Annotated in this window: 17 protein-coding genes, 1 tRNA gene and 2 pseudogenes; 12 read left to right on the top strand and 8 right to left on the bottom strand. The window is 70.2% G+C overall.

Features of this window, described 5'->3' with window-relative positions:
• Window positions 1-68: 68 nt before the first annotated feature.
• Complete coding sequence (locus tag CP969_RS14650; RefSeq protein ID WP_039831156.1) at window positions 69-236, top strand: hypothetical protein; 168 nt, start codon at window positions 69-71, stop codon at window positions 234-236.
• Window positions 237-434: 198 nt separating this feature from the next.
• Here CP969_RS14650 and CP969_RS14645 read toward each other — a convergent pair.
• Window positions 435-507, bottom strand: a tRNA-Arg gene (locus tag CP969_RS14645).
• Between the two features lie 322 nt (window positions 508-829).
• Here CP969_RS14645 and CP969_RS14640 point away from each other — a divergent pair.
• The 4 genes from CP969_RS14640 to CP969_RS14625 all read left to right on the top strand — a co-directional run bounded on the left by CP969_RS14640 (window position 830) and on the right by CP969_RS14625 (window position 7041).
• On the top strand, window positions 830-2440 hold the full coding sequence (locus tag CP969_RS14640) for a dynamin family protein (protein WP_004987923.1): 1611 nt from the start codon (window positions 830-832) through the stop codon (window positions 2438-2440).
• Between the two features lie 3 nt (window positions 2441-2443).
• Window positions 2444-4420, top strand: a complete 1977-nt coding sequence (locus CP969_RS14635) for a YfjP family GTPase (protein WP_016826212.1) — start codon at window positions 2444-2446, stop codon at window positions 4418-4420.
• 441 nt (window positions 4421-4861) lie between these two features.
• Window positions 4862-5344, top strand: coding sequence for a single-stranded DNA-binding protein (locus CP969_RS14630; protein ID WP_016826213.1), 483 nt, complete (start codon window positions 4862-4864; stop codon window positions 5342-5344).
• Window positions 5345-5631: 287 nt separating this feature from the next.
• Window positions 5632-7041 (top strand): Cys-Gln thioester bond-forming surface protein, encoded by a 1410-nt coding sequence (locus CP969_RS14625; RefSeq protein ID WP_026085173.1) that lies wholly within the window; start codon window positions 5632-5634, stop codon window positions 7039-7041.
• A gap of 338 nt (window positions 7042-7379) precedes the next feature.
• Here the strand turns inward: CP969_RS14625 and CP969_RS14620 are convergent.
• Window positions 7380-7850, bottom strand: a pseudogene (locus CP969_RS14620) (tyrosine-type recombinase/integrase); the annotation flags it as partial.
• 271 nt (window positions 7851-8121) lie between these two features.
• Between CP969_RS14620 and CP969_RS14615 the strand changes: the two are divergent.
• The gene (locus tag CP969_RS14615; RefSeq protein WP_016826216.1) at window positions 8122-8625 is read left to right on the top strand and encodes a hypothetical protein; all 504 of its coding nucleotides are present in this window, start codon (window positions 8122-8124) and stop codon (window positions 8623-8625) included.
• Here CP969_RS14615 and CP969_RS14610 read toward each other — a convergent pair.
• A complete protein-coding gene (locus tag CP969_RS14610; RefSeq protein WP_016826217.1) occupies window positions 8570-9274 on the bottom strand; it encodes an IS5 family transposase in 705 nt (234 codons plus the stop codon). The two genes, CP969_RS14615 and CP969_RS14610, sit on opposite strands and share 56 nt — an antisense overlap.
• A 113-nt stretch (window positions 9275-9387) precedes the next feature.
• Here CP969_RS14610 and CP969_RS14605 point away from each other — a divergent pair, with 113 nt between their 5' ends.
• Complete coding sequence (locus CP969_RS14605; protein WP_026085175.1) at window positions 9388-11004, top strand: IS4 family transposase; 1617 nt, start codon at window positions 9388-9390, stop codon at window positions 11002-11004.
• 542 nt (window positions 11005-11546) lie between these two features.
• On the opposite strand, the gene CP969_RS14590 is transcribed toward CP969_RS14605, so the two are convergent.
• The gene (locus CP969_RS14590) at window positions 11547-12806 is read right to left on the bottom strand and encodes a hypothetical protein (protein WP_144055266.1); all 1260 of its coding nucleotides are present in this window, start codon (window positions 12804-12806) and stop codon (window positions 11547-11549) included.
• Window positions 12807-13332: 526 nt separating this feature from the next.
• On the opposite strand from CP969_RS14590, the gene CP969_RS14585 reads away from it, so the two are divergent.
• Entirely contained in the window at window positions 13333-16428 is a 3096-nt protein-coding gene (locus tag CP969_RS14585) for an NACHT domain-containing protein (protein WP_016826220.1), read from the top strand.
• 626 nt (window positions 16429-17054) lie between these two features.
• On the opposite strand, the gene CP969_RS14580 is transcribed toward CP969_RS14585, so the two are convergent.
• Both CP969_RS14580 and CP969_RS33825 read right to left on the bottom strand, forming a co-directional pair.
• On the bottom strand, window positions 17055-17351 hold the full coding sequence (locus CP969_RS14580) for a hypothetical protein (protein WP_016826221.1): 297 nt from the start codon (window positions 17349-17351) through the stop codon (window positions 17055-17057).
• 547 nt (window positions 17352-17898) lie between these two features.
• Complete coding sequence (locus CP969_RS33825) at window positions 17899-18177, bottom strand: hypothetical protein (RefSeq protein ID WP_016826223.1); 279 nt, start codon at window positions 18175-18177, stop codon at window positions 17899-17901.
• 78 nt (window positions 18178-18255) lie between these two features.
• Between CP969_RS33825 and CP969_RS14560 the strand changes: the two are divergent.
• The 4 genes and pseudogenes from CP969_RS14560 (at window position 18256) to CP969_RS14540 (ending at window position 22010) form a co-directional block, all read left to right on the top strand.
• A pseudogene (locus CP969_RS14560) lies at window positions 18256-19012 on the top strand (GntR family transcriptional regulator).
• Between the two features lie 238 nt (window positions 19013-19250).
• Window positions 19251-20915, top strand: a complete 1665-nt coding sequence (ettA, locus tag CP969_RS14550) for an energy-dependent translational throttle protein EttA (protein ID WP_026085176.1) — start codon at window positions 19251-19253, stop codon at window positions 20913-20915.
• Between the two features lie 4 nt (window positions 20916-20919).
• Window positions 20920-21336, top strand: coding sequence for an acyl-CoA thioesterase (locus CP969_RS14545; RefSeq protein ID WP_004987980.1), 417 nt, complete (start codon window positions 20920-20922; stop codon window positions 21334-21336).
• A complete protein-coding gene (locus CP969_RS14540) occupies window positions 21333-22010 on the top strand; it encodes a DUF8185 domain-containing protein (protein WP_004987981.1) in 678 nt (225 codons plus the stop codon). The genes CP969_RS14545 and CP969_RS14540 overlap by 4 nt, the downstream gene beginning before the upstream one ends.
• Window positions 22011-22165: 155 nt before the next feature.
• On the opposite strand, the gene CP969_RS14535 is transcribed toward CP969_RS14540, so the two are convergent.
• Both CP969_RS14535 and CP969_RS14530 read right to left on the bottom strand, forming a co-directional pair.
• A complete protein-coding gene (locus tag CP969_RS14535) occupies window positions 22166-23188 on the bottom strand; it encodes an ABC transporter ATP-binding protein (RefSeq protein ID WP_016826225.1) in 1023 nt (340 codons plus the stop codon).
• Between the two features lie 94 nt (window positions 23189-23282).
• On the bottom strand, window positions 23283-26093 hold the full coding sequence (locus CP969_RS14530; RefSeq protein WP_223887077.1) for an FtsX-like permease family protein: 2811 nt from the start codon (window positions 26091-26093) through the stop codon (window positions 23283-23285).

The following is a 26093-nucleotide window of genomic DNA, read 5'->3' as shown; positions in this document are numbered from 1 at the left end:
CCTGGTGAGACGAAACTCGACCGCGGGTCTCCTTGCGTGTACGACAACCGGCGCACGCGTCCGACCAAGTGGCTCAACGACGGCATCCCGCCCGCGCCCGGGTGGCGCAGTGGGCCGGGAGCGGCGTGGTCGTGCTGCTCGCCGCGCGCGCCCGGTGCGTCGACGGGCGGCTGCCGGCTCTGAAGCGGTGGCTCGGAGCCGCGGGTGAGCCGTCGGAGGTGCCGGGCGCCGACTGAGCCCTCCTCCGGCCGAGAACGTCGGCACGTGTTCGACGCGGCCACCCGTCGACACGGCCACCCGCGAAAACCCGGTGACGGCCGGACAGCCCCGGGGGCCGCCCTTGATCGTCAAGAGGGCGCCCGGGGCTTCGGCGTGATGAACGACACTGGTTCCGACCGGCGAAAAGCCCTCCCCGAGGGGAGGGCGGAGACGTGCGCCCCCGGCAGGACTCGAACCTGCGGCCAAGCGCTTAGAAGGCGCCTGCTCTATCCACTGAGCTACGGGGGCCGGGTGTGGCGGCCTGTCGTCGTGGTGCCCGGACCCGGGCCGTTCCCTGACATCGCCGGGGACAAGGATAGGGCTCCCGCATCCTTGTCCCTGTCGCCTCGCCTCCGTGGCTCGGTGTGGAGGTTCGGTGAAGCGGTCCTGATAATCGCAGGCAGGTACGAATCGTGCACCGCTTTTGGCGTCTCGCGCACCGGGTGTTGTGCACTCGTTATGCCTGGACTGCGCCCGTGTCGCAGACGTCCCCTCCGCCCCTTGTGTCCTATCGGCACGCAGACATGCTCATATGTTTCAGAATTCCCCTGAAATTGGGCATTCTTCGCATGTGGTGACCTTGGACGTACGGCCTCAGCTGCTCGACGCACTCTCCGCCCTGCGCGACCGTGTCGCCGCCGCACGCTTCCCGCTGCCCCTGGCGGGGGCCCCACGCGCGCGTGCCAACCGCGACGAGCTGCTCGCGCAGCTCGACGACTATCTGGTGCCCCGGCTGAGAGATCCCGAAGCGCCCTTGCTGGCCGTCGTCGGGGGATCCACCGGGGCCGGGAAGTCCACCCTGGTGAACTCCCTGGTGGGGCGGCGGGTCAGCGAGGCGGGCGTGCTGCGGCCGACGACACGGACGCCGGTGCTCGTCTGCCATCCGGAGGACCACCACTGGTTCAGCGGGATGAGGGTGCTGCCCGACCTCACGCGGGTGTGGGTGCCCCGCCACCAGGAACCGTCGGAGGACCTGCTGCTCCCCGGCGAGGACCCCGCGCGCGTGCTGCGCGTCGAGACCGCCGAGACCCTGCCCCCCGGCCTGGCCCTCCTGGACGCGCCCGACATCGACTCCCTGGTGTCCGACAACCGGGTCCTCGCCGCCGAACTCATCTGCGCCGCGGACATCTGGATCATGGTCACCACCGCCGCCCGCTACGCGGACGCCGTGCCCTGGTACATGCTGCGCACCGCCAAGGAGTACGACGTCAGCCTGGTGACCGTCCTGGACCGGGTGCCCCACCAGGTGGTGGCCGAGGTGTCACGGCAGTACGGTGCCCTGCTCACCAAGGCCGGCCTCGGCCACGTACCGCGCTTCACCGTGCCCGAGCTGCCCGAGTCGGCCTGGGGCGGCGGGCTGCTGCCCGCCACCGCCGTGGCATCGCTGCGGACCTGGCTCGTGCACCAGACGCACGATGCCGCCGCCCGGCAGCAGGTCCTGGCCCGCACCGCGTACGGCGTCCTCGACTCCCTCAACGCCCGCATGCCCGAACTGGCCGGGGCCGCCGCCGCGCAGTACGCGGCCGCGCTGCGGCTCACCTCGGCCGTCGAGGGGGCCTACGACAGCGAACACGCGCGCGTACGGGGCCGGCTGCAAGCCGGAGCCGTGCTCTCCGGGGACGCGCTCAAGCGGTGGCGCGCCTTCCCGCTCGACTGCACCCCGGGCGAGCTCCTCGACGCCCTGGTGGAGAGTCTGAGCGCGCTGCTGCTGTGCGCCGTCACCGCCGCCGACGAGCGCGTCGACGACGCCTGGCGGCGCGAGCCCGCGGCGAGCGCCCCCGAACTCGCCGCCCGGGACTCCTCACCGGAGAGCGTCGAGCACCGGATCGGGCTCGCCGTGCGGCGCTGGCGACGGGAGCTCGAGGAGTACGCCGAGGAGGAGGTGCGCGAGCTGGACCGCGGCGTCGCCCCCGACGCCGAGACGGTCGCCGCGCTGGTCGCCACGGTGCTGCTGGGCGGCCGCCGGACACGCACCGCGGGGGAGGGGCTCGCCGAGCGGATCGGCGCGCACGGGGCGCTGCGGCTGCGTGACCGGGGCGGACGGCTGCTCATCGCGCACATGGACCGGATCCTGCACGCCGAACGGGAGCGCCGGCTCGCCCCGCTCGACGCGCTCGAGGTGCACGCGGAACCCCAGGCCGAACTCATCGCCGCGCTGTCCGTACTGCAGAAGGAGAGGTGACCGGTGACCGCCGTCACTGACCAGGACCACACCGAGCGCCCCGATCGCCGGGGGGACACCTCGTGCGACGACGACCGTCCGGAACGCGACGACCGTGAGCACGGTCACCCCGGGGAGGACGGTCGTGGGGCGGCCGGGCCGTCCGGGGAGGGCGGCCACGACACCGCCGGCGGCCCGCTCCGTGAGGGCCGTACGGGCCCGGCGGGTCCCGCCCGCCGTACGGGGACCGACGCGAGCCCCTGGGACGACGGGCTGATCGCACGGCGGATGACCGGGAACGGAGGGGAGGGGCCGTTCGCCGGGGCGGAGTCCCGGGGTCCCGGGCCGCAGGCGGTGCCCCCCCTGGCGTACGACACGACGCTGCGGTTGCGGCTCGAGGCGCTGCGCGAGCTGGTCGGGTCCTCCCGCACCCGGCTCGACAACCGGACCCTCGCGGAGGCGGGCCGGGTCCTGCAGGAGGCCGCCGTGCGGCGCAGGCTCTCCGGGCAGCACACCGTCGTCGCCATCGCGGGCGCGACCGGCAGCGGCAAGTCCCAGTTGTTCAACGCGCTGGCCGGAGTGCCCATCTCGGAGACCGGGGTACGGCGGCCGACCACCGCCGCGCCCATCGCGTGCAGCTGGAGCGACGGCGCGGCGAGCCTCATCGAACGGCTGGGCATCCCGCCCCGGCTCAGGCGGCGCCCGCTGCAGGCGACGGTGGACGCGGACGAGCGGCTGCGCGGCCTCGTCCTGGTCGACCTGCCCGACCACGACTCGGCGGCCGTGCAGCACCGCGAGCAGGTGGACCGCGTACTGGCGCTGGTCGACGCGGTCATCTGGGTCGTCGATCCCGAGAAGTACGCCGACGCCATGCTGCACGAGCGCTATCTGCGGCCCATGGCGGCCCACGCGGAGGTCATGTTCGTCGTCCTCAACCAGATCGACCGGCTGCCGGGGGAGGCCGCCGAGCAGGTCCTGGACGACCTGCGGCGGCTGCTCGACGAGGACGGCATCGCCCTCGGGGAGTACGGCGAACCCGGGACGACCGTGCTCGCGCTGTCCGCGCTCACCGGGGACGGGGTCGGTGACCTGCGGGAGGCGCTGGCCCGTTTCGTGGTCGAACGCGGGGCCCCGGCCCGCCGGATCTCCGCGGACGTGGACGTCGCCGCGGCCCGGCTGTGGCCCGTGTACGCCACCCGCCGGCGCGCCGGGCTGAGCGAGGAGGCGCGCGAGGAGTTCTCGGACCGGCTCGCGGACGCCGTGGGCGCCACCGCGGCGGGCGAGGCCGCCGAGCGGGCGTGGCTGCGCAACGCCAACCGCGCGTGCGGCACGCCCTGGCTGCGGCTGTGGCGCTGGTGCCAGGACCGGGGCGATCCGATCACGGGACGGCAGCTCCTGCGGGGGCAGCCCGACGAGGAGATCACGGCCCGGCAGCGCGTGGAACAGGCCGTGCGCACGGTGGCCGACCGGGCCTCGGCCGGGCTGCCGGCGCCGTGGGCGCAGGCGGTGCGGGAGGCGGCGGCGCGCGGTGCGCAGGGGCTGCCGGAGGCGCTGGACGCGCTGGCCGTGCGGGCGGGGCTGCCGCCGGGCAGACCGCCGAGGCCCGGGTGGTGGCCGGTGGCCGTGCTGGTCCAGGCGTCGATGACGCTCCTCCAGTTCGTGGGCGGGCTGTGGCTGCTGGGCCAGATCATCGGGGTCGTGCCGCCGAACCTGGGGGTGCCGGTGCTGCTGATGGTGATCGGCATCGTCGGCGGACCGCTCATCGAGTGGAGCTGCCGCATGGCCGCCCGGGGGCCGGCCCGGAGATACGGGCAGGAGGCGGAGAGACGGTTGCGGGAGGCGGCCGCCGGGTGCGGCCGGGCCAGGGTCCTGGATCCGGTGGCGGCGGAGCTGCTGCGGTACCTGGAGGTACGGGAGCAGTACGGGCGGGTCGTGGGGGTGGGGGCCGGGGCGGGGACCGTGACCGGGGTCGGGACCGGGGCCCGGATCGGGGGAGGCTGAGCGGAGGCCGGGGGCCCGGCCGGCCGGGCCCCCGGCCAGTCGGGGTTCCGGTCGGCCGGGCCCCCGGTCGGCTGCGGCTCCGGTCGGCTGCGGCCCGGTCAGCCGCGGCTCCGGTCGTCCGGGGTGACTCGTCCGGGTGGCGGAGATGTCCACAGGGCGGCGGTGGTCCACAGTGCCCGGCGGGCCCGGCCCGGCGGAGGCAGTCTGGCTTCGCGGCGATCGCGGTCCGGTCCGCGGCCGTCGCGGTGACGGTGGCGCCCCCGGTGGTGGCGCGGTCGTCGTGGTGACGGTGGCGCCCCCGGTGGTGGTGCGGCCGTCGTGGTGACGGTGGCGCCCCCGTGGTGGCGTGGCCGTCGTGGCAGACGCAGCCGTGCGGGACGGGCCCGTACGCGGATGCGGCCGGCGCCGGTGGCGGCGTCCGGCCGAGGGGAGGCAAGCGCGATGAACGAGACGATGGTCTGCGCGGTGGGCAACGTGGCGACGCAGCCGGTGTACCGGGAGACGGCGTCCGGTCCGTCGGCGAGGTTCCGGCTCGCGGTCACCTCGCGGTACTGGGACCGGGAGAAGAGCACGTGGACGGACGGGCACACCAACTTCTTCACGGTGTGGGCCAACCGGCAGCTCGCCGCCAACGCCGCCGCATCGCTGTCGGTGGGCGAACCGGTGGTCGTCCAGGGCCGCCTGAAGGTGCGTACGGAGCTGCGCGAGGGACAGCAGGGCCGGGTGTCGGCGGACATCGACGCGGTGGCGATCGGCCACGACCTCGCCCGCGGCACCTCCGCCTTCAAGCGCACGGGCCGGCCGGAGCAGGCGGCGGCGCCGAACCGGTCCGAACCCGGTTGGCGGATCCGGCCCGGTGAGGCACCGGAGGACGCCGGAGCGGACGAGCCCCAACAACCCTTCGAAACAGCCATGGTGACGTGACGTCAGAGGACGCCGGGCGTCGTCGGGGCCGGTGCCGACCGAAGTGCGGCTTATCCACGCATCCATGTCGAACGGTCACGGATGGTTTTGTCGACAAACCGAGCCGGTGGCGGCTTCGGCGATAACGATTCCGATTCGGATCACTCCTGCGGCGGGATGATCGAACAAGCGTGGTGCACCGCGTCCTTAGGATGCCGGGCATGGCTCCCGGGAGGCTCGGGGCCGGTGATTCTGCTGGTGGGACCGTCCCCCCACGTCACAACGGGTCCTGCTTGGAAGGGAATTCGGTGTTTGCTTCGTTCTCTGCGTTGTCCGCGCGTGGACGTGGGGCGGCCCGCCTCGCCGCCGGGACACTGGTGTCCGGGCTCGCCGCCGCCGGCGTGCTGACCGGAGCCGGGACGGCCGTCGCCTACGAGACGGCGCCGGCGCAGGGCGGGGCGGTCGCGACCATAGGTGGGCTGAAGACGTACGGAGCGGCCGTGATACACGGCGCCGCCGGGGACCAGCAGATCTCGGCGGGCCTGTTCGAGATGTCCGTCGAGGGCGGCGGCATGCTGCAGACGTACTGCGTCGACGTCCAGACGCCCACGCAGAAGGACGCCAAGTACCACGAGGCCCCCTGGAGCAGCACCTCGCTGGGCACCAACAAGGACGCCGGACGGATCCGCTGGATCCTGCAGAACTCCTACCCCCAGGTGAACGACCTCGCGGCGCTCGCCAAGAAGGCGGGCGTGCGCGGCCAGCTCACCGAGCAGGACGCGGCGGCCGGTACGCAGGTGGCCATCTGGCGCTACTCCGACGACGTGGACGTGGACGCCGTCGACCCGCAGGCCGAGCAGCTCGCGGACTACCTGCACGAGAACGCCCGGAACCAGTCGGAGCCGAGGGCGTCGCTGTCCCTGGACCCGCCGGCGGTCTCCGGTCGCCCGGGCCAGCGGATCGGACCCGTGACGGTGCACACGGACGCGCGCAGCGTGACGATCTCCCCGCCGGCGGACGCCGCCACGAGCGGGGTGCGGATCGTCGACGAGGAGGGCAGGTCCGTCATCACCGCCACCGACGGCAGCCAGGTGTTCTTCGACGTGCCCGAGGACGCGGCGGCGGGCACGGCCCAGCTGACCGCGCAGGCCGCGACCACGGTGCCGGTCGGCCGGGCGTTCGCCTCCGAGAGCCGGAGCCAGACCCAGATCCTGGCCGGTTCCAGCGAGTCGACGGTCTCGGCGACGGCGAGTGTCACCTGGGCGCAGGAGGGGCCGATACCGGCCCTGTCCGCCCGCGAGAACTGCGCCGAGGGCGGTGTGGACGTCACCGCCGCCAACCAGGGCGACGAGCCCTTCACCTTCGAGCTGGCGGGCCTGGAGCACACCGTCGCGCCGGGCGAGACCCGCACGGTGACGGTTCCGCTGAACGAGGACCAGCGGTACGACTTCACGGTCCAGGGGTCGGGCGGCTTCGAGAAGCGGTTCACCGGCGTGCTCGACTGCCGGACCCGGACCGCCGAGATCGGCACCACCACCCACGCCCTCGGCGGGCCGAGCCCCACCCCCCTCGCCGGCGCGCCCGCCGACACCAACCTCGCCGCGACCGGGGCCTCCGACGCCACCCCGTGGATCGCCGGCACCGCCATCGGCCTGGTCGTCCTCGGCGGAGCGGGCCTGGTCATCACCCGCCGCGGGCAGTCCCCGGCCGGGGACTGAGCGCCCGCGGGCGGGCAGGACCCGGCCCTGCGCGGCTCCGGCCCCGCTCCTCTGCGGACCGGGCCCGCGGGGGTCCCGCGCGGGGATCCGCACGAGGGACCCGCACGGCCCGGTGGCGTCCGCGTCGACGTCACCGGGTCCGGGGGCGACCCCCTGAGAGGAGCCGCAGAGCGCGCGGCGCGTCCTCGCCCGGCTCCGGAGGGGAAGCGCAGGTCGGAGGCCTCGGACCGTATGCGTTTCGTCCCTGGGGGGCGGTGCGGCAAGATGGGGTGTTACTTACCGCGAGCAGGCATGAAAAAGCCCCTCACCAGCAGTTTCTCCGCCGATGAGGGGCTGTCTCAGGCAACCTGGGCCGTCTCTGGGCCGTCGTGAGCGTGACCGGCGGCCCGGTACATCGCGGAGATGGCTTTCCGGGTCCGCGTCTCACTGGACGGCATCAGGTGCGTGTAGACCCGGAGGGTGAACCCCGGATCACTGTGGCCGAGGTAGAGGCTCAGGGCTTTGATGCTCTCCCCGGCGTCCAGGAGGACCGAGGCGTAGAAGTGCCGGAGCGCGTGCATGCCGTGCTCACGGGCGGAGGCGTAGCGCTCACCCTTTCCGGGGGCCGGGATGATGCCGGCGGACGCGAGCGCAGGCTTCCAAGCCCGGTCGTTGAACGCCTGGCTCCAGATGGCCGCGCCGCTCCCGCTCGTGAAGAGGAGCCGGTGCGTGACCTTGGGGCCGGTCGGGGTCAGCCAGGGCAAGGTCACGTCGACGGGCGGGAAGGCCGCCATGTGCTCGCGGAGCGCCGCCGACACCTCGAGGTCAAGGCCCGCGCGCGGCGCGGGCGCGCGCCGCCTCTGCGGCGCGGCCTGCCTCCTGTCTTCGCCCCGGCTGGCCGCGCCCGGCGGCGCGCTGCGTGCATGCGGGCGAAGAAGAAAAACCCGCTGTGGCTGGGGCGGTCGGCTCCACGGCTTTAGAGGTCGTTCTCTTTCCGAACCTCATGTGCGGTTTCTGCTGGTCAGACATGAGATCGCAGCTGTCGCGGAAGTCTCGGGTCATTACTGGCCGAGATGTCGTAGGGGGTGGCGGATGCCGTCGATGCGGGCGGTCCTGGAGGCACGGCAGAAGGCCGCGGAGGTGTGGGTGGAGGACCTCGCAGCCGAGCTGGAGCGGGTGCGGGCGGCTCTGGCGGAGGCGGAAGAGGTGCTCCGGCGCCGGGTGATCGGCCTGGAGCAGTATCTGGAGGCGCTGGCCGAGGCGGATGCGCCCGCCGTGGCGGCCGGCAGGGTGTCGCAGAAGAAGCCCGTGGGGCCGCGCCGGGCCGTGCCTCACCGCCAGGGCGCGGCCGGAACCGAGGTGCTGTCGCCGGACTATCAGGCGTTGATGGCCGCCGCGGTCGATGCGGGAGCCGATGGGTTCGGTGCCCGGCGGGCGGCGGTGGTGCTGGGCTGGGACAGCGCGTCCGCCTCCCGCGTCGAGGGAGCCAGGGCCCGGCTGAAGCGGCTGGTGGAACGGGGCTGGCTGGTCGAGGACAAGCCCGGCCGCTTCACGCCGCCCGCAGCGGAGCAGGACGCTGCCGGGCGGCCAGACGGCGGCTCATGAGCATGGTCATCGACCACCAGATGACGGCTTCGCCGGTCTCGGGACGCCTTTCGTAGTCGCGGACCAGGCGTCGGCTGCGCAGGAACCAGGCGAAGGTCCGCTCGACGACCCAGCGACGGGGCAGGACCTCAAAGCCGCGGGCGTCGTCGCTGCGGCGGACGATGTCCACCACCAGCCCCAGATGCTGGGCCGCCCAGTCGGTGAGGTGGCCGGTGTAGCCGCCGTCGGCCCAGATGCGGGCGAGGCGCCGGAACCGCTCTTTGCCTGCGGGCAGCAGGAGGCGGGCGGCGTCCCGGTCGGTCGTGGACGCGGGCGTGACCAGGACGTCCAGGACGAGTCCGAGGGTGTCGGTGAGCAGATGCCGCCTGCGGCCGTTGATTTTCTTGCCGGCGTCGAAGCCTCGTGAGGAATGGGTGACGGTGGCGTCCGCCTTCACCGACTGCGAGTCCACCACGCCCGCGCTCGGCTCCGGGCTGCGGCCCTCCGCCCGGCGGACGGCGTCCCGCAGCCGGTCGTGCAGCTCGGCCGCCAGGCCCGTGTCCCGCCAGCGGGCGAAGAAGGCGTACGCCCGTGGCCAGGGCGGGAAGTCGGCGGGCATCGCCCGCCACTTGATGCCGTTGTCGACGAGGTAGCGCACCGCGTCGATCATCCAATGCCGCGAAGTTAAGGCCCCGATGGCAATGTCAAGGGGGTCGTGAGATGTGGCAGGACCTCTGCTATTCAGGGGATCGACCAAGATCTTCCTGAGAAAGCAGAGGCCCTGTGGCCCAGTCTGTCACGGGCGGCACCCCTGACGTGTTCGCGCCCGGTCACATCGGTGAGTTAACGCAAGTCATCCCGCCGGAGCTGGTGGATGCGGTGGTGGAGGAGACCGGAGCCCGGGAGAAACGACTGCGGAGTCTGCCTTCCCGAGTCGGGGTCTACTTCGTCCTGGCTCTCGGCCTGTTCGAGCATCTGGGCGCCCAGTTGGTATGGGACAAACTCGTAGCGGGACTGAGTGTCAACGTGCCGCAGCCGTCCGAGAAGGCACTTCGTGATCTGCGCCGGCGGGTGGGCGTTGCCCCTCTGCAGCGACTCTTCGACGTGCTGGCGGGCCCGCTGGCCCAGCCCTCCACCCCTGGAGTGCGCTACCGCCGTTGGCGCACGGTCGCCTTCGACGGATGCGGAAGCCTCTCGGTCCCCGATCACGAGCGCAACAGGACCTGGCTCGGCCGTACTGTTCGACGCCACGGCCCGGCGGGATACCCCCGGCTGATGCTGATGACCCTGTGCGAGACAGGCACCCGCGCCCTGATCGCGGCGGCCTTCGGCCCCGCCGTCAAAGCCGAGAGCGATTACGCCCGGGAACTGACCGGCCACCTCACCCCGGACATGCTCCTTCTGGCCGACCGCGCATTCGACGGCAACGAACTCCTGGCCGCCATCGCACGGCAGGGCGCCCAGTTCCTGGTGCGCTGCACCAACACACGACGCCCACCGGTGCTGGCCCTGCTGCCCGACGGTTCCTACCTCACCCGCATCGGCAACCTCTCGCTACGAGTGATCGAGGCCAAGGTCGAAGCACGCACCGTCGACGGCAGCACTTTTGGCGACGCCTACCGCCTGCTGACCACACTCACCGACCATCGCACAGACCCCGCCGCCCGCTTGATGCGCCTCTACCACGAACGCTGGGAGATCGAGACCGCCTACCTGGCACTGCGCCATACCCTCCTTCAAGGCCGGGTGCTGCGGTCGAAGGACCCGGTGGGTCTCTGCCAGAAAGTGTGGGGACTTCTCACCCTCTACCAGGCATTGCGCTCAATCATGGTGACCGCGGTGGAGACCGAACCTGGCTGCGACCCCGACCGGGCTGGCTTCACCGCCGCCCTGGAGGCAGCCCGCGACACCGTCGTCAGCCTCACCGGAACACTTCCGACAACCGGACCGAACAACTACTCCGACCTGGTCGGACAAGTCGGCACCCGCATTCTGCGCACGCTCCTTCCCAGACGCCGGATGCGGCTTTCCACCCGCATCGTCAAAAGTGGAATCTCCCGCTACCACACCTGGAATCGCGACGGACGCCCCCGCGACAGCACGCCGATCAGCACTATCGAGATCACCGTCCACCCGCCGGCCCTTCCCGGCACACAGGCTCCGAGCCAGACGACCTCCAGGCGTTGGGAGCAGGTCTGCCGGGTCCTGGCAGCGAACGCGAATCAACCCATGCACACCCGAGACATCGCACGCCGCCTCGGCCTCACCACCGCACCATCCATCAAAAGCCTCACAGCACAACTCTGCTATTGGACCCGCAACAACCGACTGATCCGCACAGCCCCGTGCACCTACAAGATCCCGCTCGCCGAGCCCTTGACAGCACCATCGGGGCCTTAACTTCGCGGCATTGGTCGATCATCTGCCGGTGGCAGTAGCCCTCCGGTCGGCCGCCCCGGCCCGCCATCCAGGCCGGCACCGGCAGCAGGTCCCGCACCGGCGCCCACTCCGCATCGCTCATGTCCGAGCCGTACCGCCGCACCCGGCCGGGCCGGTCACCCGCGTTCCCGAACCGGTGAGCGAGACAGTCACACCCCCGGGTGGCCCGGCTGGACTCCCCGACCACCACCACGCAACACTTCGACATCAGGGCCTCTTGCCACTCGCTGGATTCGACAACCGCGAGCTACCAAGAGGCCCTTTCTTCATGCCCCACCAGCCACCAAGTCACCCGATCCAGCACCCTGTTCGAAGCTGATCGACCACGCGAGCGGATAGAAAACAGCCAGTTACGCAGCCACTTTGGCGCGAGCCTCGCAGATCATGGCCCCAACGTCGTGCTTTAACGGGCAGGTCCACAGACTGCCCGACGCGCCGCAAGCTTACGGGGCCATGATCACTCGCCCCAAAGCAGCTCCAGCCCAAAGCCGCTCCACCGACCTTTAATCCGACACTTCGCCACTCTTCACGAAATGCGACCTGCCGGGCAGCTGCCCCCTAACAGCCATGATAAGCAATTTTTGGGCTGCGGTTTTCATGCCCCGGAGAATCTGCCACTGAAAAGAAGCCTCTGGCGGCATTACGAAAGAGCTGAACCTGAAAGCACCAGGTGCCACCTCGGCTCCATGAAGGCGCCCAGTGTGCACCGTCTTGGAGCGACTCCCGTAAACCCGACGCAAGGATTCGGCACCCTCTTGACCGACTGCCAGCCTTAGAGCCTCAAAGAACTTATCTCCGATATTGACGTGATTTCGACAAACTTCACAACGCTGCTCATGGAACAACATCAGTGAAATCGCCTCTACAGTCGACACGTAAGAGACCAGCGCTAAGCTAGGATGGCGATCTTCTATCCGAAGGCCCTCCATGTACATGGAAACCGCAGTTTGCAGCCTGGTGCGCCTATTCAGCCGGACCCACGCGTCAGCGAGCCACTCTGCCGCTTCAAACGCGGGAAGTTCGTCCATGGCTGGTGCAGTTTTCATATCTGGATCCATTCGGATCCACGGTGGATGATCAGGCAGGCGACATTCCCCCCACTCCAAGGGGGCAGGGGGCTCCATTACGTCAATTAGAACCCCCCAGACAAGCGACAAGAATGCGGCCAGCTTGCCGAGCTGTTCAGCCGCTAAAGGTTGAGCAGCACCCCAGTCGTAACCGAGACTAGAACCACGAACGATGATAGGAACCGTCGGCCGGAAAGACCAGGAGCTCATGGTGTGAACGGGTGCACGTTCCACATTCCAGAAGTAGCGCTCCGTAGAAAAAAGCTCAACTCCCGACAGCTTGAATCCTTGAGCTAGGCGGCGAGGTATAGCCTCGCTGTACATCGACGTGGAATCCCCAATTATCGCCGACCATTTATGAGTCCGATCTTTTTCCCTGAGTCCAGCGGTGGCCTTTTCCGCAGCCTCTCGAAAATTATCTTCAAGTTTAAAGTTTACCGCTTCGTTCCCACACACCCATACTTCGATGGCATCTTCAGGGAGGGGAACGATAAGTAGGCGAGTATCAAATTCCTCATGCTCCGCTGACACACGCACTTCGACGAAGGGCCCCACTTCCCCGCCCGCCCGTGTTCCATGCCCGGAAATACTGGAAATTTCCTTCAGGTGTGCAACTAGCCGTGAGATCCACTCGTCGCCTCTGAACTGCCAAGGTACGGAAAATTTGCCCAGAGGTCGGTACCACTCGTAATTCATTTTCCACCCCGCCTACTGTGAGGGAACCGGTTACGTCACCCCAACATCATCACCAGCGCCTTTGGAGGAGTGCCACCAGATTTTCGAAGCCTGTGGCGCCTACCTCATCTGATGGCGGAGGCGGGCGGCTACCTGGCTCTCGCATTGGGCCGTCTCTGGGCCGTACGAGAGTACCCGCCGCCGACCAACGACGACAGAAACCCACGGCATCTGAGCTGGTCAGAGCCGTGGGCTTCTTCAGGTCCGCTGGTCAGCGGAACCGATGATCAGTAGACCGGCAAGCCAGGCAAGTCTGCCCCCACGGTCCCTCGGTGTGATTGCACCACCGACTTTGGCCAGGTCGGTGGGAGCACAGCCAGCCCGCTGGAAGACTGCCGGGTCAGGAGGGTGCCCCTGCTCCGTCAAAGCCCAGGCAGGGCAACTGCGGTAGTGAGGACTGGCTAGGGTGTCCTCTTCACATAGAAAGGAAACCATTTGTCGTTGTCTGCTGCCATAATGCCTGGGTCACGTGAAGGAGGGGGTTTCAATGCTCGCGGAGACGGCAGCGTTGCGGCTGGGGACAACGGTGGCGAACGCGGCGGGACGGCTTTGGCTGGGAGGCAAGCAGCGGGAGCAGGAGCGTTTGCTGCCGATGCAGGAACTAGTCCGGGTACGGGTGCCCGGCATTCGTCTTCAGCGCGAGGTTAGGCAGCAGTTTGACCAGATCACCAACGCGGTGTTCGACCGGCTAGAACCGTTCCTGAAGCACGCGTTCCAGCGGTTGGAGGAGGGCAGCCGTCAAGCGGTGATCGACGCCGTGTCCGACACGTTTACCCGGGCGGACCTCTCAGACGAGGCGCTCCTCGCCGCGAACGCGCGCCCGGCCGAGCTCATCCGCTACATCACCGGTTCCGTGAGCGCGCCTGTCGGCCTGAACGAGGCGGAAACCCACCTGTATGAGATGCTCTTCGCCGAGTGCGTCGAGTACTACGTACGCATCGTGCGCAGCCTGCCAGTCTTCGAGGAGCGGGCAGTTGGGGAGTTGCTGGCGCGGACAGCCACGTTGGGCGCCGAGGTTGCGCGAATCTTGGAACGCCTCCCGGACCGTTCGCTGTTTGCGCCGGACGGCATGGACCAAGACACGGCCTTCCGCCGTACATACCTGGAACTGGTCAGTAGGGACCTCGACGAAGTGGAGCTGTTCCGCCGTACCTCTGACCAAGCGACCGCACCACGTGTACGGCTGTCCGTCGCGTATGTGAGCCTGCGGACCTCCGGAGACGACGGGAAGCGCCGACGCACCGCCCGCTCCTTACCGCTAATCAGGCCCGATATGAGCAACTGGGATGAAGCCGTAGTCGAGAGCTCTGGCATGCGGGTCGAGGCTGCGTTGAGCGGCGCGCCCCGGGTACTGCTACGGGGCGAGGCCGGCTCGGGCAAGACGACCTTGCTGCGCTGGCTGGCCGTCATGACAGCGCGCGGAGCTTTCACGGGTGAACTGGCCGACTGGAACGGACTCACCCCCATCTTTATTAAGCTTCGTGAGTACAGCGGCCGCACGCCGCCCAACCCGGAGGCGATGCTCGACGGAATCGCCGGGCCCATTACTGGGATCATGCCCCGGGGATGGGTGGAGCGGCAGCTCAACAGCGGTACGGCACTGCTCTTGATCGACGGCTTGGACGAACTACTCGACCGGGAACGCCGAGCAGTGCGGGACTGGCTGCACAAGCTGCTTGGGCAGTACAACGGTGTACGGGTGGTCGTCACCTCGCGCCCTGCGGCTGCCGGCGCGGATTGGCTGCGCCGTGAGGAATTCACAGCCCTCCATTTGGACCGGATGACGCCACCGGACCTGGCGGCATTCATACGGCAGTGGCACCAGGCCGTACGCGAGCTGGGCGGCGAACTGCCCTGCGCCGTAGATGAACTTCCTCAGTATGAGCAGTCCCTGCTTGCCAGCCTTAAGGACAGAGCGCATCTGCAATCGCTGGCGGGTACGCCGCTGCTGGCGGCCATGCTGTGTGCGATGCACCTGAACAGGGGCCGTCAACTGCCGCGGGATCGCATGGAGCTGTATCGCAATGCCCTACACACCTTGGTCCACGACCGGGACGCGGATCGGAATGTGCCGAGTGCGGTGGACAGCAAGCTCAGCCTCGGCGACAAACTTGTCATACTGAGAGATCTTGCGTGGCGGTTGTCGGACAACAACCGCACTGAGATTGACCTGGAGAAGGCAGCCGGATACGTCGCGGCGAAGCTGAGGGCGATGCGCCACCTGGACGTTCTGGACGGCGACCAGGTCTTGGAGCAGCTACGGCACCGCTCCGGCATCCTCCGGTCTCCCGCTGAGGGGCGCGTGGATTTCGTGCACCGTACCTTCCAGGAGTACCTCGCTGCGAAGGAGGCTGCGGAGGAGGACCGCATCGGCAACCTGGTTGACCGAGCGCATCTGGATCTGTGGCGGGAGACGATCATCATGACGGCCGGCCATGCCAACTCCCGCCAACGGGAAGAACTGCTTGGTGGCATCCTCAGCCGCGCCGATGAAGAACCCCGGCACGCGCGCACGCTGCGGCTGCTGGCGGCAGCGTGCCAGGAGACGCTGCCTTCCGTGGCGGATGGACTTGCGGACCGCTTGGACGAGGCCGTGACCAAGCTGCTTCCGGCAAGCAGGAAAACGGATCCGCCCGCGCTGGCGGCAGTGGGGCCCAGCCTGCTGCGTTGGTTGCCGCGGTCATTGGAGCAGTTGAGTGAGAATGCCGCTAAACAGACGGTGCGGACCGTGGCGCTGATCGGGGGTGAGGAGTCCCTGGAACTGCTGGCGGGATACGTGAGGGATGATCGTGAGGGCGTCGTCCATGAACTTATCAGCGCATGGGACTACTTCGACGCAGACGCATACGTTGACGATGTTCTGTCTCGGCTGTCGTTGGCAGGACACGATGTGTTCCTCAGTCACTCCGGCCAACTACACGCAGCAAGCCGGTTGCATTCGCTGGAAAGCGTTCGAATAGGTCACCCCGTACGGGGGCTCGGGTTTCTCGCCGAGTTCCCGTCCCTCCATCAACTGTGGGTATTCACGCTCCGTGAAGAAGCCGACCTGTCCGTCCTCCGGGTCCATCCAGGTCTGGAGCATGTCATGCTGTGGGGCAGAGAGCCGGTGAGAGGAACTTCCGTTCTCGCGGACCTCCCGGAACTGAGCTGTCTGGCACTTCCCTTCACTGGGGACCTAGACCTGAACGCTTTGCGCCTGATTCTCAAGCTTGATGTTCTCAGCCTCTCCCACGTCGCGGAGAAGGATCTGAGCCCGCTGACCACCCTCACCGGCCTGCGGAGCCTGCACCTGGTCGGGGATGACCACTGCACGACGCTAGGTTTCGAGGAGCTCGCAGGAATGACCGGTCTCAAAGACCTGTGGCTCTACAACCAGGACGTGAACGCCTGGATCACGGCGCTCAAGAGCGTTCCGCCTTCGTTGACCGAACTGCATCTGAACAACTGCATTGTGCCCCTTGACCGTCAAGCCTTCACACAACTCGACAACCTTGAACTGGTGACTCTATCCAGTTGTCAAACCCCCGATGGTACGAGCATCACCACCTTGGACATCCCGGGGGTACGCACCCAGTTCGACTGACAACACGGTAGCCCCGGGCTCCCGAAGGGGCCCGGGCCGTGTACGGCCGAGGGGCCTCACCCAGTGAAGTCGAGGCAGACACCATGCACGAGACGACCAGCCTTCCAGAGGTGGCCGAGCAGTAGAACTCTCAGGGGCAAGCCGCGCGCTGGCCCGGTCTCGAGGCAGTTCTCTAACCTCAACGAGGGACTGACCAACTACCGCCCGGAATGACGCTGAAATGCCTCCCTCAGACGTCCCCCGGCAGGTACCCAGCACGGGAAGTGGCCTGCTCAACGGGGGCGCAATCAGCCTGCTGTAAGCCTGCCCGCCCAATGCCGGAACTGTTCCGCTGACATCCAAGATTGACATCAACGACCACGGACAGTTGCAGTAGTGGGCGGTCGCTGGTGGCTCGCGTGCGTGCAGTTGGACCCAAACTAGCCCGGAGTGGACCGAACTCCTAATGCGGTGCTCACGAACGAGCGCCCTCCCGGGCCGTCCTCGGGCCGTGGAAGGGCGCTCAATGGTGGCCAACGTCGACAGGTGCCGACAGCTCGGCAGCAGGTCAGGGCGTTGATCCGTTAGACGGCCGCAGGTCACGGTCGCCGGTGATCAGTTGTGGCTGTACAGCAGCACAGGTTGTCTCAGGGGCGCCCAGGCGCGACGGGACCACGTCCGCGGCTGGTCGCTACACGTAACACGTCTCGCAGTGCGCTGGTCAACTGAGCCGCAAGGAGGTTCAGCTCCTCCGGGTCTTCGGTCTCGTCGTCGAGTACCTGACGCGAGTGTTCCAGCAGTTGGGATGCCATGCCGAGTTGAAATGCCTCGATGTGGTCTGCCAGGCGGGAGACGTAGCCGCCTTGGTCGTCGGTGCTCAAGTAGCACGGTTTGCCGTCCGGCCCCACCCACGGGAGGAGCCTCAGTTCGTCCTGTGCCGTCATCCCCGCGTGCTCCTCTCGGTGATCTCGGCGTGGAGTGCCGGCGTGCCAGTGGATGCCGAGTGGCACAGACAGTCGCAGGCCTCGTAGATCAAGGGCAGGTCGACCGGCGCCGACTCCGGAGAGGACTCCGCGCAGGCGTGGTGCGTGCCGATCTGGCAGGCGGTCGAGCGGTACGGGGTGGCGGAGGCGTCCGGGCCAAGAGTCTGCCGTTGCGAGGGCATCAGTGGACCCCCAGGAGAACCGACCAGGCGTCGGTCGGCGGTTGGGAGGCGATGACGACTGTCGGGTGCCGTCGTGCGCGTTCTTCGTGCGCCAGTACGTACGGACGGACGAGTGCGGTGTCCTCGCCTCTGAGTGGCTGCCAGTGACTTGCTCTGTCGAGGGTGTGGCCCAGGACGACCGTCGGCTGGTCAACAGATGCAGAGGAAACGGGGGCGGACGTCGGCTGGAAGGGCGTTAAGGTGCGGCGGTGCCTGCCCCTGGGGAAGTGCCGCGCTCTGGTGAGCGAGGCGGCACGGCGGATACGGTTGAGCATGCTGGTCAGCTCCTATCGCTGATGGCTCGGTCCCCCGACATCGCCCGTCGTGGGGACCGTTTTGCGTACGACCGCCCAGAGGGCGCGGCCGTTCAGGCTGGTGGCGAGAAGCCCGAATTGATCGGCCTCAGCCACCGCTTCCAGGACCTCCCGCCATAAGTCGACGGTGAGTGATTCCGGTACCTCCGCCTCGACCGACGTGTGTCGGTCGTGCTCCTCCATGCGCGCGGGAAGCCCGAGGTCGGACAGCCGGGCAGCGATGGCTGCCGCGCGAACTCCCGAAGCGGGCACAGGGCAGCCTCCGTCACCGGCGATCACTTTGAGTAAAGCTAGTTAACTAGATTAGAGCTAGTGGACTAGATTTTCCATATGCCTGAGCAGCCGCCCTATCTCCGCATCGCCGACGAACTTACGGCGGCGGATCGCGGAGCACGAGTGGGCACCCGGGGACCGGCTTCCCTCCCGCGCCCAGATCGGCCAGGAGTACGGCGTCGGCGAGAACGTGGTGCGCCGAGCGCAGGAGTTGCTGATCTCCCAAGGTGTGCTGGAAGGCCGCGCCGGTTCCGGCACCTACGTCGCCGAGCCTCGCCAGCGGGTACGGGTGGTCCGTTCATCGGCGCGCGAGCAGCCCAGCGGCTCCCCGTTCCGTGCGGACATGAAGGCCGTGGGCAGGCAAGGAGACTGGGAGAGCCGGACCGAGGCCAAGGTCCCGGCACCAGTGGAGATCGCCACGCGTCTCGGCATCGCCGAGGGGGAGCTGTGCGTCCGCACCGCGTACGAGTTCCTCGCCGACGGCAGGCCGGTGCAGCTGTCGACGAGCTGGGAGCCGTACGACCTCACCGCCGGCACGCTCGTCGTCCTCCCCGAGGGAGGCCCGCACGCCGGGGCAGGGGTCGTGAACCGCATGGCGGAGATCGGCATCACCGTCAGCCACGCCGTGGAGCAGCCGGAGCCGCGGCAGGCGACCGCCGAGGAGGCCTCACTCCTGGGCATCCAGAAGGGCGCGCTCGTCACCCACATCCGACGGACGTACTACAGCGACCAGGGGCGGCCCGTGGAGACCGCGGACATCGTGGTGCCCGCCGCGCTCTGCGAGATCGTCTATGAGATTCCGATCAGCCGTTAACGGCACGGCCAGATCGAGACGCCCTTGATCACGGTCGCTGCTGGGCCGTCTCTGGGCCGTGCGAGGGCGCCCGAGGGCACTCGACGGCAACCGACAGTGACAGGCGACGTGCAGGCGCCGTCCGTGAAACCCCAGGTCGGGGGCCCTGAACCAGATGGGTTTCCCCCCGGGGGTAGCGGTCGGGCAAGATGGGGTGTATCTGCCCACTGCCAGATTTCAAGTTGCCGGACGGTTTCTCTTGGCTGAGTTCATTTACACCATGCGCAAGGCGCGCAAAGCGCACGGCGACAAGGTGATCCTCGACGACGTCACCCTGAGCTTCTACCCCGGAGCGAAGATCGGTGTCGTCGGCCCGAACGGTGCCGGTAAGTCGACCGTTCTGAAGATCATGGCGGGGCTGGAGCAGCCGTCCAACGGCGACGCCTTCCTCACCCCCGGTTACACCGTGGGCATCCTGCTGCAGGAGCCCCCGCTGAACGAGGAGAAGACCGTCCTGGAGAACGTCCAGGAGGGTGTCGCCGAGATCAAGGGCAAGCTCGACCGGTTCAACGAGATCGCCGAGCAGATGGCGACCGAGTACACCGACGAGCTCATGGACGAGATGGGCAAGCTGCAGGAGCAGCTCGACCACGCCAATGCCTGGGACCTCGACGCCCAGCTGGAGCAGGCCATGGACGCCCTGGGCTGCCCGCCCGGCGACTGGCCCGTCAGCAACCTCTCCGGTGGCGAGAAGCGCCGCGTGGCGCTCTGCAAGCTGCTGCTCGAGGCGCCCGACCTGCTGCTCCTCGACGAGCCCACCAACCACCTCGACGCCGAGTCGGTGAACTGGCTCGAGCAGCACCTCGCCAAGTACGAGGGCACCGTCGTCGCCGTCACCCACGACCGGTACTTCCTGGACAACGTCGCCGGGTGGATCTGCGAGGTCGACCGTGGGCGCCTGCACGGCTACGAGGGCAACTACTCCAAGTACCTCGAGACCAAGGCAGCGCGCCTCAAGGTCGAGGGCGCGAAGGACGCCAAGCGGCAGAAGCGCCTGAAGGACGAGCTCGAGTGGGTGCGGTCGAACGCCAAGGGGCGGCAGGCCAAGTCCAAGGCGCGTCTGGCGCGCTACGAGGAGATGGCCGCCGAGGCCGAGAAGATGCGGAAGCTGGACTTCGAGGAGATCCAGATCCCGCCGGGCCCGCGCCTGGGCAACGTCGTCGTCGAGGTGAACAACCTCAGCAAGGGCTTCGGCGACAAGCTGCTGATCGACGACCTCAGCTTCACGCTGCCGCGCAACGGCATCGTCGGCGTCATCGGTCCGAACGGCGCCGGCAAGACCACGCTGTTCAAGATGATCCAGGGCCTCGAGGAGCCCGACTCCGGCTCGATCAAGGTCGGCGAGACCGTCAAGATCTCCTACGTCGACCAGAACCGCGCCAACATCGATCCCAAGAAGACGCTGTGGGCCGTCGTCTCCGACGAGCTGGACTACATCAACGTGGGCCAGGTCGAGATGCCGTCGCGCGCCTACGTCTCCGCCTTCGGGTTCAAGGGACCGGACCAGCAGAAGCCGGCCGGCGTCCTCTCCGGCGGTGAGCGCAACCGCCTGAATCTCGCGCTCACCCTCAAGCAGGGCGGCAACCTGCTGCTCCTCGACGAGCCGACCAACGACCTAGACGTCGAGACGCTGTCCAGCCTGGAGAACGCCCTGCTGGAGTTCCCGGGATGCGCCGTGGTCATCTCCCACGACCGGTGGTTCCTGGACCGCGTCGCCACACACATCCTCGCCTACGAGGGCGACTCCAAGTGGTTCTGGTTCGAGGGCAACTTCGAGTCGTACGAGAAGAACAAGATCGAGCGGCTCGGTCCGGACGCCGCGCGTCCGCACCGCGCCACCTACAAGAAGCTGACCCGGGGCTGATCTCTTGCGGCACATCTACCGCTGCCCGCTGCGCTGGGCGGACATGGACGCATACGGTCACGTCAACAACGTGGTGTTCCTCCGGTACCTGGAGGAAGCCCGTATCGACTTCCTGTTCCGCCCGGACAAGGACTTCCAGCAGGGGTCGGTGGTGGCGCGCCACGAGATCGACTACAAGCGGCAGCTCGTCCACCGGCACGCGCCCGTGGACATCGAGTTGTGGGTCACGGAGATCAGGGCGGCGTCCTTCACCCTCACCTACGAGGTGAAGGACGGCGACCAGGTCTACGTCCGGGCCTCGACGGTCATCGTGCCGTTCGACTTCGAGGCGCAGCGTCCGCGCCGGATCACCGCGGAGGAACGGGAGTTCCTCCAGGAGTACATGGACGACACGGCCGAGGAGGAGGCCGTCGCCGCATGACGGTGCTCCACCTCGCCGACGAGGGGGAGGCGGCGGATCTCGCCGCCTTCCTCTCCCGGCTGCTGCACTACGACCGCTCGGCCGCGGTGCGGCTGCAGGCGGCCGGTACCGCGCTGGCCGTCTTCGGGCGGCCGCCCTCCTTCGAGGTGCTCGCGATCCGCGCCGTGCGGCTCGCCAAGCCCTTCGAGGACGGGCTCGACGTCACGCTGGACGCGACCGTGTCCGCCGGTGAGCTGCTGGAGGCGGTGGACGAGACCGCCGCCACGGCCGCCGTGCCGGGTGCGGTGACCGGGCCGCCGTGGGCGGGGGTGCTGCCGCCGCGCGGCGGCTGGCGGGCCGAGCCGGGACTGCCGGAGCCCCGGGCGCTGCGGGGGCTGGTCGCCGCCTCGGTCGCGGAGTTCCGCTCCCGCACGGAGGAACTGGAGCCGGAGCGGCGCACCCGCGCCGCGCTCGACCGGATCGGGCGGGAGATCTGGTCCCGCACGGTCGCGGAGACCGGCCTCCCGGTGCGGGTGGTGCACGCGGCCCAGTCCCTGGGGTTCCTGCGCGGCGAGGAGCTGGGGCTGTTCTCCTCGGGCGCCTGGCTGCGCCTGCGGACGCCGTACGGGTCGGTCGCCGTGCGCGGGGACGGGCCCGAGGGCGGGCTCGGGGCGCTGGGCCTCAGCGTGCGCTGAGACCGCCGCAGGGCCCTTCCCGGTTCCTCCCGGCCCCGGCGCACCGGTTCCGGTCCCCATCCCGGCCCTGGTCCCGATCCCAATCCCGGCTCCGGTCCCAGTTCCGGCCCCGGTCCCAGTTCCGGCCCCGGTTCCGTCTCCTCGGTGCCGTTCCCTCAGTCGCCCGCGCTGTCGTCCGGCCACACCCCGATGTGGTCGGGTTCCAGTTCCAGCGCCACGCGGTCGCGCATGCCGAGGGCCCGGGTGTACTCGGCGGGCAGCTGGAGGCGGCCGGCGCGGTCGAGCATGGCGTACTCGCGGGCGACCACGGTCTCGTGACCGGTGGTGGCGTCGACCTCGCTGCGGCGCAGGACCTCGGTGGAGGTGCGGCCGTCGCGGATGGCGACCGTGCGGCGGACCTCGCCCGCCACCGCCTGGTCGTGGGTGACGATCACGACGGTCGTGCCGAGCCGTTCGTTCGCGGTGCGGAACGCGGCGAAGATCTGTTCCGCGGTGTGCGAGTCGAGCTCGCCGGTGGGCTCGTCGGCGAGCAGCACCGACGGGTCGTTGGCGAGGGCCACGGCGATGGCGACGCGCTGCTGCTGGCCACCGGACATCTGGTGCGGACGGCGATCGCGGCAGTCGGCGACCTCCAGCAACTCCAGCAGCTCCAGGGCGCGTTCGGCGCGGGCGCGGCGTGCCCCGCGGGACCGGCCGCGGAGGCCGGCGAGCTGCATCGGCAGGGCGACGTTCTGCGCCGACGTCAGATAGGGCAGCAGGTTGCGGGAGGTCTGCTGCCAGACGAAGCCGACGACCTCGCGGCGGTAGGCGAGGCGGTCCCCGGCGCTCATCGTGAGCAGGTCGCGGCCGGCCACCCGGGCCGCGCCGGCCGTGGGGGTGTCCAGGCCGGCCAGGATGTTCATCAGGGTGGACTTGCCGCTGCCGGAGGCACCCACCAGGGCCATCAGCTCGCCCTCGCGCACCAGCAGGTCGAGCCCCTGCAGGGCCTGCACCTCCACGCCGTCCGCGGTGAAGACCCGGACCAGACGGTCGCAGGTGATGAGCGCGTCGTGCCCGAAGACCGGGCGGTCGCGGTCGGCCGCGACGCGGCCGGCCAGCTCGGCCAACGTGGGCTTCGAGGTCGTCGAGAGCTTCGAGAGCTTCGAGGGGTTCGTGGGCTTCGTGGGCTTCGAGGTCATCGGGGGCCTCCTGGGCGGGGGTCGATCGGCGGGGGCCGGAGGGGTGCGGGAGGCGGGGGAGCCGCCGGGGACCGCGCGTCGTCGTCCGTCCGCCTCACCGGGCATCGCCCGCCCTCAGCTCCCGCACCGACCCCCGTCGCCCCGTCCACCACGCCTGCGCCGCCGCGATCCCGACGGTCAGGGCCACCACCGCCAGCGCCGGCACCAGCAGGGACACCGGATCGGTACGCAGCGTCGCCCGCCCCGCCGGGGACGAGGAGGCGGCGAGGGCGAGGGCCGTCAGGTCGATCCCGGGGGAGAGCAGCCGGATGGCGGACCAGGCCGTGAGGATGCCGCCGACCGCCGCGAGCAGGGCCTGCGGAAGGGACTCCAGGACGAGCAGACGGCGCCCCTGGGCGCGGGTGAGGCCCATGGTGCGCAGACGGGCCAGCAGCGCGGCGCGTTCGGGGGCGGCGCGCAGCAGGGTCAGCAGCAGGGCGAGGACGGCGTACCCGGCGCCCGCCGCCACCGCCGCGGTGTAGACGCGCTCGGCGCCGGACCGGAGGGGCGAGTCGGCGTGACCGGCGAGCTCCTCGGCGCGCACCCGGACCTGCGTTCCGCTGCCCGCGACCCGGCGCAGCTCGGCCGCGTCCGGGTGGTCGCCGGTCACCAGCAGCGAGGTCGGGCGGGCGGCGCCGGCGGGAAGCCCCGACCGGTCCACGACCAGGAACTCCTGGCCGGCGACCGCCGGGGTCCGCTCCCGCACCAGCACGATCCGCACGGTGACCAGGGCGCCGTCGTCCAGGCGCACCGCGAACGGCCGGGTGCCGTAGTGGTCGGCGACCGCGGGGGAGGCCAGGGCGGGCAGGGCGTCCGACCCGGAGGCCCCGGTCGCCCTCAGCGCGTCCCGGCCGAAGGGACCGAGGTCCGTGTGGCGGGCCAGGGCCGCGTAACCGGCCGGGTCGACGCCGGCCAGCTGGAGGGTCGTCCGGCCGTCCAGGGGCTGGGCGTAGTGCGTGATGCCGACGGGGGTGACCTCGCGCACGCCGGGCACGCGCCGGACCCGGTCGGCCAGGCCGGACGGCAGCGCCTGGGGCGAGGTGACGCGGGCGTCGGCGCCGACGGCGAGCACGGCCGCGCGGTCCCGGGTGTCGGCCACGCCGCTGAGGACGGAGCCGCCGAAGGCGGCGGTGGTCAGCGCGGTCAGCAGCGCCAGCAGGGGCAGCACCGCGGAGCCGGACGTCCGGCCCGCGCGGGCCAGGGACAGCGGGCCGACCACGCCCCGCAGCCGCCCGGCCGGACGGGCCAGCCCGCGCAGCGGCAGCGGGTACAGACGCACCAGCACCAGGGCGGCGATCATCCCCACCAGCACCGGGGCCAGGGCCACCAGGTGGTCCCCGGAAGCGCCGGAAACCCCCGGAGCCCCCGCGGTTCCCGACCCCTCCGCCCCCTCCGGCCCGTCCGACACGCCGCGCGTGCGCAGCGCCACGACCGCGCCCACCGCCAGCGCGAGCAGCGTGAGTTCGGCGACCGTGCGGCGCCTCGAGGGACGGACCGAGGCGACGTCCTCGCGGGGGGTGTGCACGCGTACGGCACGGTGCGCGGCGACGGCCCGCAGCGGCAGGGCCGCGCAGGCGAGGAGGGCGACGGCAGCGGCGGCGGCCACGGCGTGGGACGGCCGGGTCCCGCCGACCGTGCGCAGGGCGGCGGCCAGCCCCAGGCCGGCCGCGGGTACGGCGACCACCGCCGTCTCGCCCAGCAGCCGCCCGGCGACACCGCGCAGGGAGCCGCCGCGGGCCCGCAGCAGCGCGAGTTCGGCGCGGCGCCGGTCGGCGGCGAGGCCGCCGGCCATGAGCAGGACCACGGCGGCGACCGTGCCGGTGCCGAAGACGGCCACGGCGACCAGCGGGCCGATGGCGGAGCGCAGCCGCGCGTGCTCGGCGAGCACGTCGTCGAGGGCGGTGTCCGACTCCGTGGCCGGGGAGGTGGCCGTGCGCGCCTGCCGGAGGAGCGGGCCCGACGCCAGGGAGGCGACGGCCGACGTCAGCCGGGGCAGGTCGTGGCCGTGCAGACCGGAGGCGGCCGGGGCCAGCCGCCAGTACCGCTCCGGGAAGCCGGGCGTGCCCAGCATCGCCGGGGCGGCGCCCGGTGCCAGCAGCAGCGCGCCGACCCAGTACTGGCTGCGCTGCGGGTCGTCGGGGACGGTCTCCAGGCGCGGACTGCGCAGCAGGGGATCGGCCGACCAGTACGCCTCCCGGGGGGCGAGCGGGTCGACGACGCCGGTGACCCGCACCGCGAGCGGGGCGTCCCGCAGACCGGGGACGTGGAGGACCGATCCCACCTCGATGCGCAGTTTCCGGGCCGTCTCGGTGCTGACGGCGGCCTCGACCGTCCTCGTCGCCGCGGTGACGGTGCCCGGCGCCTCGGGCAGGCGGCCCGCCCGCAGCCGGGCGTGGTCGGCGAGCCCGTTCTGCGCGACGAGCGAGAAGCGCGGGGGCAGGGCGTCCGGCCGGGACAGTCCGGGGTCGGGGACCACCAGTTCCTCGGTGGTGCGCACGCCGTGGGAGGACTGCTCCGGATCGAGGGGGAGGGACCGGCCGGCCGACGCGAGGAGCGTGGCGTGGGAGTCGCGCAGCGCCTCCGGGCGCAGCGCCGCCTCCAGCCCGTCCCATCCCTCCGACTCCGCGGCGAGGTCGGTCACCGAGGCGAACAGGCTCACGGTGGTGCGTTCGGGCCCGGCCGTGTCCAGGGCCCGGCGCAGCCCCGCGTCGTCGTACCGGTCGACCGCGAGCGGCAGCGCGGCGGCCAGGAACGCGGTCACCGCGACCAGCAGCGCCAGGGCCGCCGCGGCGCCGGGAGCGGTCCGCAGCCGGGTGCGCACCCAGGGGGCGGCCACCCGCCGCTGTCCCGGAGCCCGGACGGTCAC

It is taken from the genome of Streptomyces viridosporus T7A (genome assembly GCF_008704515.1).
GTDB lineage: Bacteria > Actinomycetota > Actinomycetes > Streptomycetales > Streptomycetaceae > Streptomyces > Streptomyces viridosporus.
Note: the sequence above shows the minus strand (reverse complement) of the source record. Positions and strands in the feature narration are given on the sequence as shown.

Excerpts from the sequence above, each read along its gene's own strand:
- CP969_RS14630 (WP_016826213.1), top strand. The coding sequence starts at position 4,862 with ATGAACGAGACGATGGTCTGCGCGGTGGGCAACGTGGCGACGCAGCCG.
- CP969_RS14615 (WP_016826216.1), top strand. The coding sequence starts at position 8,122 with ATGCGGGCGGTCCTGGAGGCACGGCAGAAGGCCGCGGAGGTGTGGGTG.
- CP969_RS14610 (WP_016826217.1), bottom strand. The coding sequence starts at position 9,274 with ATGATCGACGCGGTGCGCTACCTCGTCGACAACGGCATCAAGTGGCGG.
- CP969_RS14590 (WP_144055266.1), bottom strand. The coding sequence starts at position 12,806 with ATGAATTACGAGTGGTACCGACCTCTGGGCAAATTTTCCGTACCTTGG.
- CP969_RS14585 (WP_016826220.1), top strand. The coding sequence starts at position 13,333 with ATGCTCGCGGAGACGGCAGCGTTGCGGCTGGGGACAACGGTGGCGAAC.
- CP969_RS14580 (WP_016826221.1), bottom strand. The coding sequence starts at position 17,351 with ATGACGGCACAGGACGAACTGAGGCTCCTCCCGTGGGTGGGGCCGGAC.
- CP969_RS14540 (WP_004987981.1), top strand. The coding sequence starts at position 21,333 with ATGACGGTGCTCCACCTCGCCGACGAGGGGGAGGCGGCGGATCTCGCC.
- CP969_RS14535 (WP_016826225.1), bottom strand. The coding sequence starts at position 23,188 with ATGACCTCGAAGCCCACGAAGCCCACGAACCCCTCGAAGCTCTCGAAG.